At 62.2% G+C, this 13499-nt stretch carries 16 protein-coding genes; 3 read left to right on the forward strand and 13 right to left on the reverse strand.

From position 1 onward, the window contains the following. Position 1: 1 nt before the first annotated feature. The 7 genes from ACE4RL_RS00430 to pcaD all read right to left on the reverse strand — a co-directional run bounded on the left by ACE4RL_RS00430 (position 2) and on the right by pcaD (position 5274). Positions 2-673: a 3-oxoacid CoA-transferase subunit B gene (locus ACE4RL_RS00430; protein WP_375598583.1), complete on the reverse strand. Its 672-nt coding sequence runs from the start codon at positions 671-673 to the stop codon at positions 2-4. Then, a complete protein-coding gene (locus ACE4RL_RS00435) occupies positions 670-1392 on the reverse strand; it encodes a 3-oxoacid CoA-transferase subunit A (protein WP_375598584.1) in 723 nt (240 codons plus the stop codon). Before ACE4RL_RS00435 ends, ACE4RL_RS00430 begins: the two co-directional genes overlap by 4 nt. Before the next feature lie 154 nt (positions 1393-1546). Next, positions 1547-2584, reverse strand: a complete 1038-nt coding sequence (locus tag ACE4RL_RS00440) for a 3-carboxy-cis,cis-muconate cycloisomerase (RefSeq protein ID WP_375598585.1) — start codon at positions 2582-2584, stop codon at positions 1547-1549. A 162-nt stretch (positions 2585-2746) separates the two neighbouring features. Beyond that, positions 2747-3358 (reverse strand): protocatechuate 3,4-dioxygenase subunit alpha, encoded by a 612-nt coding sequence (gene pcaG, locus ACE4RL_RS00445; RefSeq protein WP_375598586.1) that lies wholly within the window; start codon positions 3356-3358, stop codon positions 2747-2749. Beyond that, entirely contained in the window at positions 3358-4104 is a 747-nt protein-coding gene (gene pcaH, locus ACE4RL_RS00450; protein WP_375598587.1) for a protocatechuate 3,4-dioxygenase subunit beta, read from the reverse strand. The genes pcaG and pcaH overlap by 1 nt, the downstream gene beginning before the upstream one ends. Beyond that, positions 4101-4490 (reverse strand): 4-carboxymuconolactone decarboxylase, encoded by a 390-nt coding sequence (gene pcaC, locus ACE4RL_RS00455; protein ID WP_375598588.1) that lies wholly within the window; start codon positions 4488-4490, stop codon positions 4101-4103. The genes pcaH and pcaC overlap by 4 nt, the downstream gene beginning before the upstream one ends. Further along, positions 4483-5274, reverse strand: coding sequence for a 3-oxoadipate enol-lactonase (gene pcaD / locus ACE4RL_RS00460; protein ID WP_375598589.1), 792 nt, complete (start codon positions 5272-5274; stop codon positions 4483-4485). Before pcaD ends, pcaC begins: the two co-directional genes overlap by 8 nt. Positions 5275-5421: 147 nt before the next feature. On the opposite strand from pcaD, the gene pcaQ reads away from it, so the two are divergent. Then, complete coding sequence (gene pcaQ / locus ACE4RL_RS00465) at positions 5422-6357, forward strand: pca operon transcription factor PcaQ (protein ID WP_375598590.1); 936 nt, start codon at positions 5422-5424, stop codon at positions 6355-6357. A gap of 6 nt (positions 6358-6363) precedes the next feature. Here pcaQ and ACE4RL_RS00470 read toward each other — a convergent pair whose 3' ends face one another. After that, positions 6364-7245, reverse strand: a complete 882-nt coding sequence (locus ACE4RL_RS00470; protein WP_375598591.1) for a helix-turn-helix domain-containing protein — start codon at positions 7243-7245, stop codon at positions 6364-6366. A 52-nt stretch (positions 7246-7297) separates the two neighbouring features. Between ACE4RL_RS00470 and pobA the strand changes: the two genes are divergently transcribed. Then, positions 7298-8455 (forward strand): 4-hydroxybenzoate 3-monooxygenase, encoded by a 1158-nt coding sequence (gene pobA, locus ACE4RL_RS00475; protein WP_375598592.1) that lies wholly within the window; start codon positions 7298-7300, stop codon positions 8453-8455. A gap of 91 nt (positions 8456-8546) precedes the next feature. Here the strand turns inward: pobA and ACE4RL_RS00480 are convergent, their stop codons facing one another. The 3 genes from ACE4RL_RS00480 to ACE4RL_RS00490 form a co-directional block, all read right to left on the reverse strand. Then, positions 8547-9566 carry a TRAP transporter substrate-binding protein gene (locus ACE4RL_RS00480; protein ID WP_375598593.1) on the reverse strand — a complete coding sequence of 340 codons (1020 nt, stop codon included), beginning with the start codon at positions 9564-9566 and terminating at the stop codon, positions 8547-8549. 84 nt (positions 9567-9650) lie between these two features. After that, complete coding sequence (locus ACE4RL_RS00485) at positions 9651-10973, reverse strand: TRAP transporter large permease (RefSeq protein ID WP_375598594.1); 1323 nt, start codon at positions 10971-10973, stop codon at positions 9651-9653. After that, a complete protein-coding gene (locus ACE4RL_RS00490) occupies positions 10970-11476 on the reverse strand; it encodes a TRAP transporter small permease (protein ID WP_375598595.1) in 507 nt (168 codons plus the stop codon). Before ACE4RL_RS00490 ends, ACE4RL_RS00485 begins: the two co-directional genes overlap by 4 nt. A gap of 304 nt (positions 11477-11780) precedes the next feature. On the opposite strand from ACE4RL_RS00490, the gene ACE4RL_RS00495 reads away from it, so the two are divergent. Further along, positions 11781-12251 (forward strand): MarR family winged helix-turn-helix transcriptional regulator, encoded by a 471-nt coding sequence (locus tag ACE4RL_RS00495; RefSeq protein WP_375598596.1) that lies wholly within the window; start codon positions 11781-11783, stop codon positions 12249-12251. A 37-nt stretch (positions 12252-12288) separates the two neighbouring features. On the opposite strand, the gene ACE4RL_RS00500 is transcribed toward ACE4RL_RS00495, so the two are convergent. Both ACE4RL_RS00500 and ACE4RL_RS00505 read right to left on the reverse strand, forming a co-directional pair. After that, a complete protein-coding gene (locus ACE4RL_RS00500) occupies positions 12289-13083 on the reverse strand; it encodes a crotonase/enoyl-CoA hydratase family protein (protein ID WP_375598597.1) in 795 nt (264 codons plus the stop codon). After that, a complete protein-coding gene (locus tag ACE4RL_RS00505; protein WP_375598598.1) occupies positions 13080-13499 on the reverse strand; it encodes an acyl-CoA thioesterase in 420 nt (139 codons plus the stop codon). The genes ACE4RL_RS00500 and ACE4RL_RS00505 overlap by 4 nt, the downstream gene beginning before the upstream one ends.

Below are 13499 nucleotides of genomic sequence, written 5' to 3' on the forward strand. Positions count from 1 at the left end.
TTCACAGCTCCGGGGCGACAAGGTCGCCAATCTGGTCGGGGAGCACCAGTTCGGCGCCGGTCACGGCCTGCAGTTCTTCGACACTCATGCTGGGCAGCTTTTCGCGCAGCACGAAGCGTTCATCTTCAATGTCCAGGACCGCAAGGCTGGTATAGACGCGGGTGACGCAACCCACCCCGGTCAGCGGCAGGGAACAGCGCTTGACCAGCTTGGGCTTGCCGTCCTTGGTCACGTGATCGGTGATCACGGCGACGCGCTTGGCGCCATGCACGAGGTCCATAGCGCCCCCGACGGCCGGCACGCCTTTCGGACCGGTCGACCAATTGGCGAGATCGCCATTTTCGGCCACTTCATAGGTCCCCAGGATCGCGACATCGAGATGGCCGCCGCGCACCATACCGAAGCTGTCGGCATGGTGGAAGAAGGCAGCGCCGGGGCGCAGGGTGATCGCCTTCTTGCCGGCATTGATGAGGTCCCAGTCCTCCTCGCCTGCGGCAGGCGCCTCGCCGAAATTGAGCACGCCGTTTTCGGTGTGGAAGATGGCCTGTTTGCCGGGGGGCTGGAACTTGGCCACCATTTCGGGAAAGCCGATGCCCAGATTGACATAGGCACCATCCTCGATGTCCTGCGCGGCGCGCCAGGCGATCTGGGCGTTGGAAAGTTTCGTGGTCATGCGTAGGCCACTCCTTGCCGCATCAGGGCTTCTTCCTGCTTGGGGTCGCTGACCTCGACAATAGCATCGACAAAGATGCCGGGGGTCACGACATGTTCGGGGTCGATGTCACCGGGCTGGACGATTCTGGTCGCCTGCACGATGGTCTTGGCGGCAGCGGCGGCCATCAGAGGCGAGAAATTGCGGGCGGCCTTGCGATAGGTGAGATTGCCCAAGGTATCGGCAAGCTCCGCCTTGAGGATCGCCACGTCAGCCTTGAGCCAGCGCTCCTGCACATAATGCTTGCCATCGAACTCGGCGACCGGCTTGCCCTTGGCGACATCGGTGCCATAGCTGGCCGGGGTATAGAAGGCCGGAATGCCCGCCCCGGCGGCGCGGATCCGCTCGGCCAGGGTGCCTTGTGGCACCAGCTCCAGCCCGATCTCGCCAGCCAGGTATTTTTCGGTGAAGGCGCGCGGATCGGCCGAGCGCGGGAAGGAGCAGATCATCTTGGCGACCATGCCCGCGTCAATCATCGCAGCAATGCCAATGCGACCATTGCCGGCATTGTTGTTGACGATCGTGAGATTCTTGGGGCTGCCGGTGGCCTTGAAGCGATCGATCAGCGCATGGATAAGCTCAATCGGCGCGCCGGAACCGCCGAAGCCGCCCACCATAACCACCATGCCGTCTTCAATCCCTGCCACCGCTGTGGCGAGATTGGGGACTGTCTTGTCCATCGCCGATCCTTTCCCGCTCGCTTCGCATGCCGGCATTCATGGCAGCAAGAGGCCGCAATTGGAAATGAAATGGCAGGGCCGAACAATAATGCCAGGGTTATCGAGCGCAGGCGGATTTGCAGCGATCAAGCTAAGGGCGACCGTTTAGGATAACCTAATCGATCACGGCAATGGTCAATTGCCCAAGCAGGAGGCTGGCGAGCCTCAGGCTTGCTCCGGTCGCGACCAGCATGGGCGGCAGGGTCAGCCATTCGAGCGTCCAGGCCGCTCCCGAGCGCTCGTTTTCATGCACCAGCGCCTGGTTGAGCGTGCCCGAAAGTCCGGCATTGTAGCGGGCCAGCGCCACCAGCACCTCGGCATTGATCGGGTTGGACTTGTGGGCCATGGCCGAAGAACCGCCGCCGCCCGCCAGCCTGACTGCCCCGACTTCGTTCTGTGCCAGCAGCGCGATATCCATGCCCAGCTTGCCCAGCGCGCCGGAGATCTGCGCCAGGAGGCTCCCCAGTGCCACGATGGGGTCGCGCGTCGCCTGCCAGGGCGTCGCCAGACCCAGATCAAGCTTTCGCGCCATGGCAGCCGCAATGGCATCGCCATGACCATCGAAGCTGCCGCGATCGCCTACTGGGCCTCCCAACTGGACGACGAGGAGGGTCCGGCGCATGGAAACCAGCGCCCGCAGCTGACGCTTGAGTGGCTCGGACCATGAACTGAGCTTGGCGCCCCAGGTGGTCGGCAGGGCCACCTGCATGCGGGTATGGGCCATGAGCGGCTTGCCGCCATGTTCGGCTGCCAGAGCGTCGAGCGTGTCCAGCAGCGCGGTGAGCCTCGCCTCATACACATCGAAGACCTTGGCCAGTTGCAGCATCAGCGCGGTGTCGGTGACGTCCTGGCTGGTGGCGCCCTTGTGCAGAGCCGTACGGTGCGGCTCGGGCAGGCCAGACTTGAGCTGTTTGACCAGCGCAGGAACGACGACCCCATCCTGCGCCATGCCGGCCTCGAGGCCGTCCCAGTCGGGCGTGAAGCCGGTGACGGCCCCGCCGATGGCGGCAGCGGCGTCCTCGGAGATGAAGCCCGTTTCGGCACTGGCCTCCGCCAGGGCACGCTCGAAGGCCAGCATGGCGTCAAGCTGGGCCGCGTCCGAAAGCAGGGCTTCGATTTCGGGATCACCGGCGAGGGCGGAAAGGAGGGTCATGGACAAATCCTAGCTGGCTGCGGTGTGCGTCGCCACCCCCGCCCGACCTCCCCCTGAAGAAGGGGGAGGAGGAAAAGATTCGCGATTTCACGGCGCCCTGGCGGCAGGCTCGATAGGTCCCTCCCCCTCCTTCAGGGGGAGGTCAGGTGGGGATGCGCCCCATCACATATCAAAAAACACCGTTTCCCTGTCGCCCTGCAAATGAATGTCGAGCCGATAGGTGGAGCCGTCCTTGCGTGCGATCAGCGTCTCACGGCGGCGCTTGTCCATGATCTTGTTGAGCACGAAATCCTCGGCATTGGCCTCGGCCTCGTCCTCAAAATAGAGGCGTGTCTGGAGGCCAATATTGATGCCGCGTGCCACGATCCAGAGCGCAATATGGGGCGCCATGAGCTTGCCATCAGGGCCGGGCACGCGGCCGGGCTTGACCGTTTCGAACGTGGCGGCACCCGCTTCGCTCAGCGGCTGGCGGCCCCAGCCGGTAAAGGCGGGCGCAGGATTGGAGCCGGGCGCGGTAGGGCCGACAAAGTTGCCGCTGGCATCGGCCTGCCAGATTTCGACGACGCCGTCGAAGAGCGGCACGCCGGCGCCGTCAAAAACGTTGACCGCTACCTTGATCCGCTCGCCCTCAACGTCACCATAGATCATGGTCTTGCCCAGGTCCTCGGCAATCACGCCAGTAATGCCGCAGATATTGGGCGTCATGCCGATATGGACATAGGGGCCGGCGGTCTGGGACGGCGTTTCCTTGAGGGTGGGGGTTGGGTGCAACATCAGTTCCCCTCTTTTCTGTTTTCAAACATGGTCGAGCGACGGCCGCGCAGCACGATATCGAAGCGATAGCAGAGCGCATCCATGGGCGTGGTGTTGAGCCGGTCGAGACGCGCTGTCAGTTGGTCGATGGCGGCCTTGTCATTGATGGTGGCGACGATCGGGCATTGCCAGATCATCGGATCGCCTTCGAAATACATCTGGGTAATCAGGCGCTGCGCAAAGGCGTGGCCGAAGACCGAGAAGTGGATATGGGCGGGACGCCAGTCATTGCCGGTATTGGGCCAGGGATAGGCGCCGGGCTTGATGGTGCGGAAGTGGTAAAACCCATTCTCGTCGGTGATCGAACGGCCAAAGCCACCGAAATTGGGATCGAGGGCGGCCACGTAGCCTTCCTTCTTGTGCCGGTAGCGGCCGCCGGCATTGGCCTGCCAGTACTCGACCAGCGTATTGGGCACAGGCCGCGCATTCTCGTCGAGCACCTGACCGTAAACAATCATGCGCTGGCCGATGGCGTCGGTGCCATCCTGGCTGAAATTGCGGATCAGGTCATTGTCCAGCGGGCCGAGCTTTTCATGACCAAAGGTTGGGCCGGTCATTTCCGAATTGGTGGGGCCGAGCGAGAGCAAGCTGTGTTTTGGGGCGCGGAAGGTCGTCGACTTGTAGCCGGGCGTATCCGCCTTGGGATGCCAGTCGCGATCGCGCTGGAACAGCATGCCATCGGCCCCGGGTAGAATGATGCCGCTCATCGGGCCGTCTCCTCACGTTGCGCCAGTTCGTGCTTTGCAATCTTGTAGGCGCTGTTGGCGGCTGGCACGCCCGCATAGATGGCAACGTGCATCAGCAATTCCTTGATGTCTTCGGCCGTGGCGCCAGTGTTGACCGTGGCGCGCACATGCATGGCGAATTCCTCTTCGTGACCGAGCCCGGCCAGCAGGGCCAAAGTGATCATGGAGCGCTCGCGTTTGCTGAGACCCGGCCGCGACCATACCGACCCCCAGGCGCCTTCCGTAATAAAGGTCTGGAAAGCATCATCCAGCGCGGTCGTGCGGGCCGTGGCCTTGTCCACATGCCCATCGCCCAGAACCGCCCGGCGGGTCGCCATGCCGCGCTCGAACAGTGACGTATCAGCCATAAGCGGCCTCCTTTAGAAACGCTTCGATCATGTCGGCAAGGCGGGCCGGCTGCTCGATGGATGGGATGTGACCGACGCCCTCGAGAATTTCGAAGCGGGAATGCGGAATGGCAGAGCAATTGCGCACCAGATCGACAGGCGCCGCCAGGTCGGCGTCACCGGCCACGATCAGTGCCGGCACCGGGATATCGCCAATTCTCAGGGTGAGATCGGTATCGCGCAGTGTGGCGCAGGTATTGGCATAGCCAATGGGATTGGTGCGCAGGAAGAGATTGCGCCAGCCGGCCAGTTCGTCGGGGCGATGCTGACGAAAATCGGGACTGAACCAGCGCTCCATGACCGGATCGGCCATCGGCTCAAGCCCCTGGGATCGAGCAGTTTCGATGCGGGCGGCCCACATGGCAGTGTCCCCCATGCGCGGCGCGGTACAGCACAGAACGAGACGGGCGACCCGCTCGGGCGCACGCAATGCGAAACCCTGTGCGATCAACCCGCCTATTGAGACGCCGATGACAACGGCCCGGTCGATATTCAACTGGTCGAGCAATCCGCTCAGATCCTCGAGATGATCGTCCAGAGCATATTCGCCTGCGGGGGCATCGCTCAGCCCGTGACCACGCTTGTCATAGGACAAGCAGCGATAGCGGTCGGCGAACGCGGCGATCACCGCATCCCAGATGCGGGCGTCAGTGCCCAGCGAGTTGACAAAAACCAGAGTCGGCGCGCCTTCTGGCCCGGACAGCCGGTAATGCAGCAAGGTGCTGTTGATACGGACAAAAGACATGGCTTCCTCTTGACCCTGATTTAAGGGACAGCTGGCGCCGCTGTAAAATGATAAGTCCGACCCAACCTATAACTTCTTGATTATCGAATTTGCGCCAATATCTGGTAATTTGCTATCTGGTGGCCAGAAGACATAACCGGAGGCGCAATGTCCGAGCGCATTATCGACCCCAGGATCCGCTTGCGGCACATCGCCTGTTTCCTTGAGGTGGCCCGGCTGCGCTCCATGGCGGGAGCGGCCGATGCACTCAATATCAGTCAGCCCGCCGCAACCAAGACTATCCAGGAGCTGGAGGGTCTGCTTGGGGGGCAGTTGTTCGACCGGAGCCGCCGCAAGCTGGCGCTGACAGCCTTTGGGGAGGTGTTTTTCCGCTACGCCTCGACCAGCGTGGCAGCACTGCGCCAGGGAATCGATGCGGCGCGCGGCACCCACGATGCAGCGATGGTTCGGGTTGGCGCCCTGCCTACCGTATCGGCGCACATGCTGCCCGATGCGGTACGCGCCTTCACCGAGGAAAATGGTGGGGTGACCACACGCATCATTACCGGGCCCAACGGCTATTTGCTCTCCCTACTGCGCACCGGTGACGTTGACCTGGTGATCGGCCGCATGGCCGAGCCGAACGCGATGGGGGGGCTGAGCTTCGAGCACCTTTATTCCGAACGCGTGGTGCTGGCGGTCCGCCCCGGGCATCCGGTACTCGCGGCGGCCGAGTTCAACCTCGGACTGATCCAAGACTATCAGACGCTGATGCCCACCCCTGGTTCGGTGATCCGACCAGTGGTAGAGCGCGTCTTGCTGGCCCACGGCGTGACCCGGCTGCGCTACGAAATCGAAACCGTATCCAATGCCTTTGGGCATTCCTATGTGCGCCAGACCGATGCGATCTGGATCATTTCCGAAGGCGTGGTGGCCGACGATGTCGCCGAGGGCCGGCTGGCGCTGCTGCCGGTAGATACCAGCGAGACACTGGGGCCGGTGGGCTTCACCACCCGCACCGATACCCCGACCTCCCTGTCCACCGCCAGGCTGATGCAAAGCGTGCGTGAGGTCGCCGAACGCCTGCGGAAGGACGGGCAATGAAGGCGGCTATTCGCCCTGTGGCTCGCGCATCCGTTCTCTCAGTGCGGCTGGTGGCAGGCCGAAGCGGCGCGTGATGAAGCGGGAGAAATAGGCCGGATCTTCATAGCCCAGCTCCGCGCCGATCTGCTTGATGGTGAGTGTTGAGAACAGCAATTGCCGCCGGGCCTCGAGCGCGATGCGCTGTTCGACGACATCCAGCGCGGAGCAACCAAGGCGCTGGCGGCACAGCCGGTTGAGATGGGTGTGGCTGATCCCGACCGCGTCGGCATAGTCTGCCACACGGCGGGACTGGCGATAGCGCAACTCGACAAGATCGCGGAACTGCGCGAGCAATTGGGCGCCCCGGCCCGTGTCTTCAACCGGGGCTGCAGCCACGTCGCCGCGCCGCAGCGCCACCAGCAAAAGCATCAAATGCGCCCGCATCGCCAGATTGTGGCCCACCCCAGGCCGGTCGGCCTCGGCTGTCAGGCGATTGAGAGTTGCGGCGATTTCCCGGCAATCCCCGTGGATCACCATTGGTCTTGGTCGTGGCATCCCCAGCCCGGCAATGTCGCGCTCCATCAGCGTGACCACTAGGCCCTCTACATCGGTGCTGAAACCATAGCCATGCACCGTGCCGGCAGGAACCACGGCAATGCTCTTTGGCTCCAGGTGATGGTTGTCGCCATCCAGCGTCATTTCGGCTTGCCCTGCTGTCAGATGCAGCACCTGCAGGAACTGGTCATGCCGGTGCGGGGCGATGCGATAATCATGCAGCCGACTGCGCGCCTGAATGGTTTCCCAGTGCAACCAATCGTGCTGGGTTTCGCCCTCGGTTTCGCCATAGAGTGCATAGGTCGGGATCGAGCTCATGTTTAGATAGTGCAAGGAATTGCCCGCTCTGTCCATTCTCCCAATGTCTCGATGAAGGCATGATGAGCGCAACAAATGGGAGGAACACTTGCGTACCCAAGTTGCTATCATCGGGGCCGGTCCGGCTGGCCTCATGCTGGGCCGTCTGCTCGATCTGGCCGGCATCGACAATGTCATTTTGGAGCGTAAAAGCGCCGAGTACGTGCTCGGACGCATTCGCGCCGGCGTTCTCGAGCAGGGCTCGGTCGATCTCATGCACCGCGCACAGGTGGCAGACCGGCTTGTAGCCGAGGGGCTGATACACCACGGCACCGATCTCAGCTTCGACGGAGACCGGCTGCGGATCGACTTCACTGGTCTGGTCGGCAAGCATGTCACCGTCTATGGCCAGACCGAGGTGACCCGCGACCTGATGGAAGCCAGGCAGGGCAACACCATTTATGAAGCGGCCAATGTGGCTATTCGCGACTTTGACGGCAACCCCAGTGTCAGCTGGGAGCAGGACGGCGTCACCCATAAACTCGAATGCGACTACATTGCCGGATGCGATGGCTATCACGGCGTCAGCCGGGCCAGTGTGCCGCAAGAGGCACTGACCACCTTCGAGCGCACCTACCCGTTTGGCTGGCTGGGCATTCTCGTCGACAAGCCACCGGTTGCCCATGAGTTGATCTATGCGCACCACGAGCGCGGCTTTGCGCTGTGTTCGCAACGCTCGAATGTCCGTAGCCGCTATTATGTGCAGGTGCCCAACGACGAGAAGGTCGAGAACTGGAGCGATGACCGGTTCTGGGACGAGCTTCGCCTTCGGCTCAACCCTGAAACCGCCGAGGCCCTGCAGACCGGCCCGTCGATCGAGAAATCCATTGCACCATTGCGCAGCTTCGTGGCCGAGCCGCTGCGGTTCGGCAGGCTGTTTTTGGCAGGGGATGCGGCCCATATCGTGCCGCCGACCGGCGCCAAGGGCCTCAACCTGGCGATGAGCGATGTGGCCATGCTGGCGGACGCGTTGATTGAGCTTTATGGCGAGAAGTCCGAGGCCGGAATCGACAACTATTCGATCAGGGCCCTGTCGCGCATCTGGAAAGCGGAGCGCTTCAGCTGGTGGATGACCAGCCTGCTCCATACCTTCCCGGAGAACGGACCATTTGGGCGCCGCATCCAGAGGGCCGAGTTCGACTATCTGGCCGGCTCCCGCGCCGCCCAGCAGGTGCTGGCGGAGAACTATGTGGGCCTGCCAAGCTAGCTCAGCCTGCCGGCGTCCGCGAAAAGCTTCCAATAAAAAGAGCCCGGCCAGCTTCCTGGCCGGGCTCATTGTTTGCATCTAAAAAAGTTGCTTACATCTCGGCAGCGACGGCGGCGCGAGCCGCTTCGTAGAGAGCCTTGCCGTCAATGCCCTGGGCTTCCACATCGGCAAACCACTGATCGATGGTTGGCTGGGCGGCCTCGATCCAACGCTGGGTTTCTGCCTCGTCGAGCTGCACGACATTGTTGCCGGCATTCACCGCGATCGACAGACCCGTTGCGTCGCCATTGTCCATGACGCGGCCGAACATGCGCGAGGTCTCGAGGCCGGAATTGGCATCGATCACGGCCTTCAGGTCGTCGGGCAGGTTGTTATAGCTGTCCATGTTCATCACGAAGCCGAAGGTCTGGGTGTAAAGACCGTACTGGCTGGTAAAGCCGGTGTGGTTCTTGACCAGTTCGGCGATGCGGATGGACGGGGTCACTTCCCACGGAACGGTGGTCGCATCGATCACGCCCTTGGACAGCGCTTCGGTCGTCTGGGGCACCGGCATGCCGATCGGCTCGGCGCCGAGCTTGGCCAGCATGTCGGAGATGATGCGCGAACCGCCGCGCACCTTCATGCCAGCAAGGTCTTCGAGGCTGTTGATCGGATCCTTGGAGTGGAACAGGCCCGGACCGTGGGTGTGCAGGGCGATAACGTGAACGCCGGCAAACTCGTCAGCCGAGTTTTCCTGCACGTAATTGTAGAAAGCGGCCGAACCCACTTCGCCATTCGGGATCATGAAGGGCAGTTCGAACACTTCCGATTTGGGGAAGCGGCCGGGGGTATAGCCGAGCACGGTCCAGATGATGTCGACCACGCCGTCCTTGGCCTGGTCGTAGAGTTCCGGGGGGGCGCCGCCGAGCTGCATGGCCGGATAAAGCTCAAACTTGATGCGGCCATCGGACTCATCGGTGACCTTCTGTGCCCAAGGCTCAATCGCCTGGGCCGGCATGGTCGCCTGGGCCGGCAGGAACTGGTGGATGCGCAGGGTCACTTCCTGGGCAAAAGCGCTCGTGGACAGGGCAAGCGCAGCCAGCGCTGCTGTCACGAAAGTCTTGGTCTTCATTGGGTATTCCTCCCTCGTCGTGGCCAACATGGCCGTTTCAGATGCGACGCTCGGCCTGCTTGCCGAACGCCGCCCTAGTTTTTCCTAGTACAACAGCCACACCAGCCAGAGCGTGATGGCGGGGAATGCGACCAGGATAATGGTGCGGACCAGGTCACTGGCCACAAAGGGCAGGACGCCGCGATATGTCTCGGACAGCCGGGTGCCAGAAGACATGGAATTGATGATGAACAGATTCATGCCCACCGGCGGCGTGATCAGGCCAACCTCGACCACGATCAGCACGATGATGCCAAACCAGATACCGAACTCATCCGGCGTAAGACCGAAATCGAGCACTGACATCATGGGGAAGATGATCGGCACGGTCAGCAGGATCATGGAGAGCGAATCCATGACGCAACCCATGACCAGATAGAAGATCAACACCAGGATCATGACCACCCAGGGATTAAAGCCCTGCTCGCCGACCCAGGCCGCCATGACCTGGGGTACCTGAGACAGCGCCAGGAAGCTGTTGAGTGCGGCGGCGCCGAGCACGATCAGGAAGATCATTGCGGTGGCGCTGGCGGTAGCAAGACAGGCTTCCATGATCGTCTTGCGATCCAGGCTGCGGGCCGCCAGTGCAATAATGAAGGTCCCGGCGGCACCCACAGCTGCTGCCTCCGTGGGCGTAAAGATGCCGGCATAGATGCCGCCGATCACCAGCAGGAAGACGGCAAGTACCGGCCAGGTTCTGGCCAGGGCCCGGAACCGCTCGCTATAGGGCAACCTTTCGCGCACGCCACCGGACCCGGGCACCATGCGGACATAGAGCATGATGACGATGATGTAGCCGATGGCGGCCAGTATCCCCGGCACGAAGGCGCCCATGAAGAGCTTGGCGATGTTCTGCTCGGTCAGCACCGCGAAGATCACCAGGATGATCGAGGGCGGAATGAGAATGCCCAGCGTACCGCCAGCTGCCACTGCGCCGGTCGAAAGGGCGCCGGAATAGCCATATTTCTTCAACTCGGGCAGGGCCACCTGGCCCATGGTGGCTGCGGTTGCCAGCGAGGAGCCGCAAATGGCGCCAAAGCCGGCGCTGGCGCCGATAGCGGCCATGGCCACCCCGCCCTTTTTATGGCCAAGCCAGGCTGCGGCCGCATTGAACAGACCTGCAGACAGGCCGCCCAGGGTGGCGAACTGCCCCATGAGCAGGAATAGCGGCACCACCGACAGCGAATAGGAAGCGAAGGTGGAATAGGTGAGATTCTTGAACTGGGCAGCGACGGGATTGAAACTGCCAGTGATCAGCCAGCTGCCGAAGATGCCGACGCCAAGCATGGCGATGCCGATGGGCACGCGCAGAAAGATCAGGATGAGAACGGCGGGCAGGCCGAGAAAGCCCAGCATCAAAGGGGTCATAGCTCGCCCCCTGCCCGCTTGGGCTCAGCTTCACCCCGAAGCGCGCAGGTAAGGGAACGCCCCAGAACATAGACCGCGACCACGGCCAGCGCGACGGCGCCGACAAAGGCCATTGCATAGGCCCAGCTGAGCGGGAAGCGCAGCAGCAGCGTGGTTTCGCGATAGGCGAACTTGTCCATCATGCCAAAATACAGGCGCCAGGCGATAAACCAGGAGGCGACGACCATCATGACGTCGGTGATCACCAGGATCCAGCTATTGGCCCGCATGCCAAAACTGTCGGTTACCAAGGCAACGAGGGCGTGGCTGCGGGTCAGATGAGCCCAGGGCATAAAGGCGAAGACTGCGAACCCCATGCCGATCGACACCAGTTCATAGTCGCCGGTGATCGGCTTGAGACCAATGAACAGAAGGGCGCGCCCGATAATGCTGATCACGATCATGGCAACCATGGCCAGCAGAACCAGCCCGCCGGCAATGGCCAGCATTCTGGCCAAGCCCACCACAGTTCGTCCTAACGGGGACTCGTCTCTAAACACTCAGGTCTCCCCCCATGCATCGTAGCGTTTTTAGGGCGCCGAGGCTGGTCAAGTAAAATGACAATTATACGCCAACCCATAACGCCCAGATTATAGGATTGTGGAGAAGTGCCGCCAAATTGGCAAATGCGCCCCCTGATTTGATAACCGAATCGTGTGCAGCATGCTCTCTGGTCACTGGCGCGAGTTGAAGTTATCCCACGCATTCGCATCCTGTGCCCGCATGTGTGCTTGCCTTCCTGGTTCTCCCCGCTAGGGTCGCCTGACGATGCGCCGGAACAAGACCTCTTCTGCTGCCCCTGATGAACGCGACGCCGCGCTGCGGACGGATGCAACGACCTCCATTGTGGGCTATCGGCTACGCCGTGCCCAGCTCAGTGTGTTCCAGAAATTCCTGGCCGTCTTCGACGAGCTCAAGCTCCGGCCGGCCGAATACTCGGTGCTGGTGCTGATTGGCGACAATCCCGGCCGCAAGCAGACCGAAATCGCTGAAGTACTGGGCATCAAGCGGGCCAATTTCGTTACGCTGGTGCACGGCCTAGAGGAACGTGGGTTGGTGGAACGCATCCCCTCGCTCGAAGACAAGCGGGCCAATGCCCTGCACCTCACGGGCGCGGGCAAGGCGTTTCTGACCAAGGCGCAGGCCCGGCACGCGCAGCTCGAAGAGGAAACGGTGACGCTGCTGGGAGGGCCGGAGGCGCGAGCACAATTGCTGGCCCTGCTGGACCGGCTGATCTGACATCCTCCCTGATTACCCGCAGTGCCACAAGGCGAAGCTATCGGAATACCGGGGGGCGCTTCTCCAAGAACGCCCGCAGCCCCTCTTCGGCATCCGGGCCGGTCTGGCTCAGCGCCGCCGTAAGGCTTTCCGCATAGAGGCCTGCTTCGGGCGGCATGGCGCCGATCTGGGCGATGGCCTGGATGATGAAGCCATTGATGGTTGGCGAGTTCTTGGCGATGCGCTCGGCCAGCTCGAATGCCTTGTCCAGCGCCTGCCCTTCGGGCACCACGTGGTGGGCGAGCCCCAGGCGCTCACCCTCAACGCCCGAATAGGAGCGGCCGGTCAACATCATTTCGGTCATGCGGTCAGGCCCGATCAGCCGCGAGATACGCACCGAGCCGCCACCGCCAACAAAAATGCCGCGCAGGCCCTCGGGCATTTGGAAGCGTACAGTCTGTTCAGCCACGCGCACATGGCAGGTGGCGGCCAGTTCCAGACCGCCGCCCATGACCGCGCCATTCATGGCCGCGATCACCGGCACGGTCGAGTTGGCGATCATCGCCATCACCCGGTGCCAATTGCGCGAATGGGCCATCACCTCCAGAGGCTGTCGGGCCACATGCTGGGAGAGATCGAGTCCGGAAGAGAAATGCCCGCCCGTGCCGGAAATGACGATCGCCCGCGCCGAAGCGGGCACGGCCGCGAAGAAGCCGTCGAGTGCGGCGATAAGGTCGTCGTTGAGCGCGTTTCGCTTGTCCGGGCGGTTGAGCTGCAAATGGCAGATCGCGCCCGTTTCAGTGATGGTGAGCACCTGCTCTTTGGTCATCAATTCTTCCTTCGGGCTGGTCATGCTGGCTGACTCAATAGCGTACGAACCTCGTCGGGCAGCGGTGCAGAACGAATACCACCATCCTCGCCGCGCACCACCCAAACGCGCTTTTCATGAGCCTCAATGGCAAGTTCGCCTTCCCTGAGAAGGCTGTGTTTTACCGCAAAGCTGGAGCGGCCCAAATCGGTAATCTGGCTTCTGATCTCGACCACATCGCCGAAGCTTGAGGGCCGGATGAAGCGGGCGCCGGTATCGACCATGGGGATGCCAGCAATACCGAAATGATCGAGCCAATTGCGCTTGTGCATGGCGAAGGCCGCCGAGAGCATGGCGGCCGTGGCATTGTCGAAAAAGCGGAAATAATTGGGATAGTAGACGATGCCCGCCGGATCGCAGTCACCGAACTGGATTTCCACCCGCGTGGTGTTGAAAAACAT

Origin of the sequence: Devosia polycyclovorans (genome assembly GCF_042181575.1) — a bacterium.
GTDB classification, from domain to species: Bacteria; Pseudomonadota; Alphaproteobacteria; order Rhizobiales; family Devosiaceae; genus Devosia; species Devosia polycyclovorans.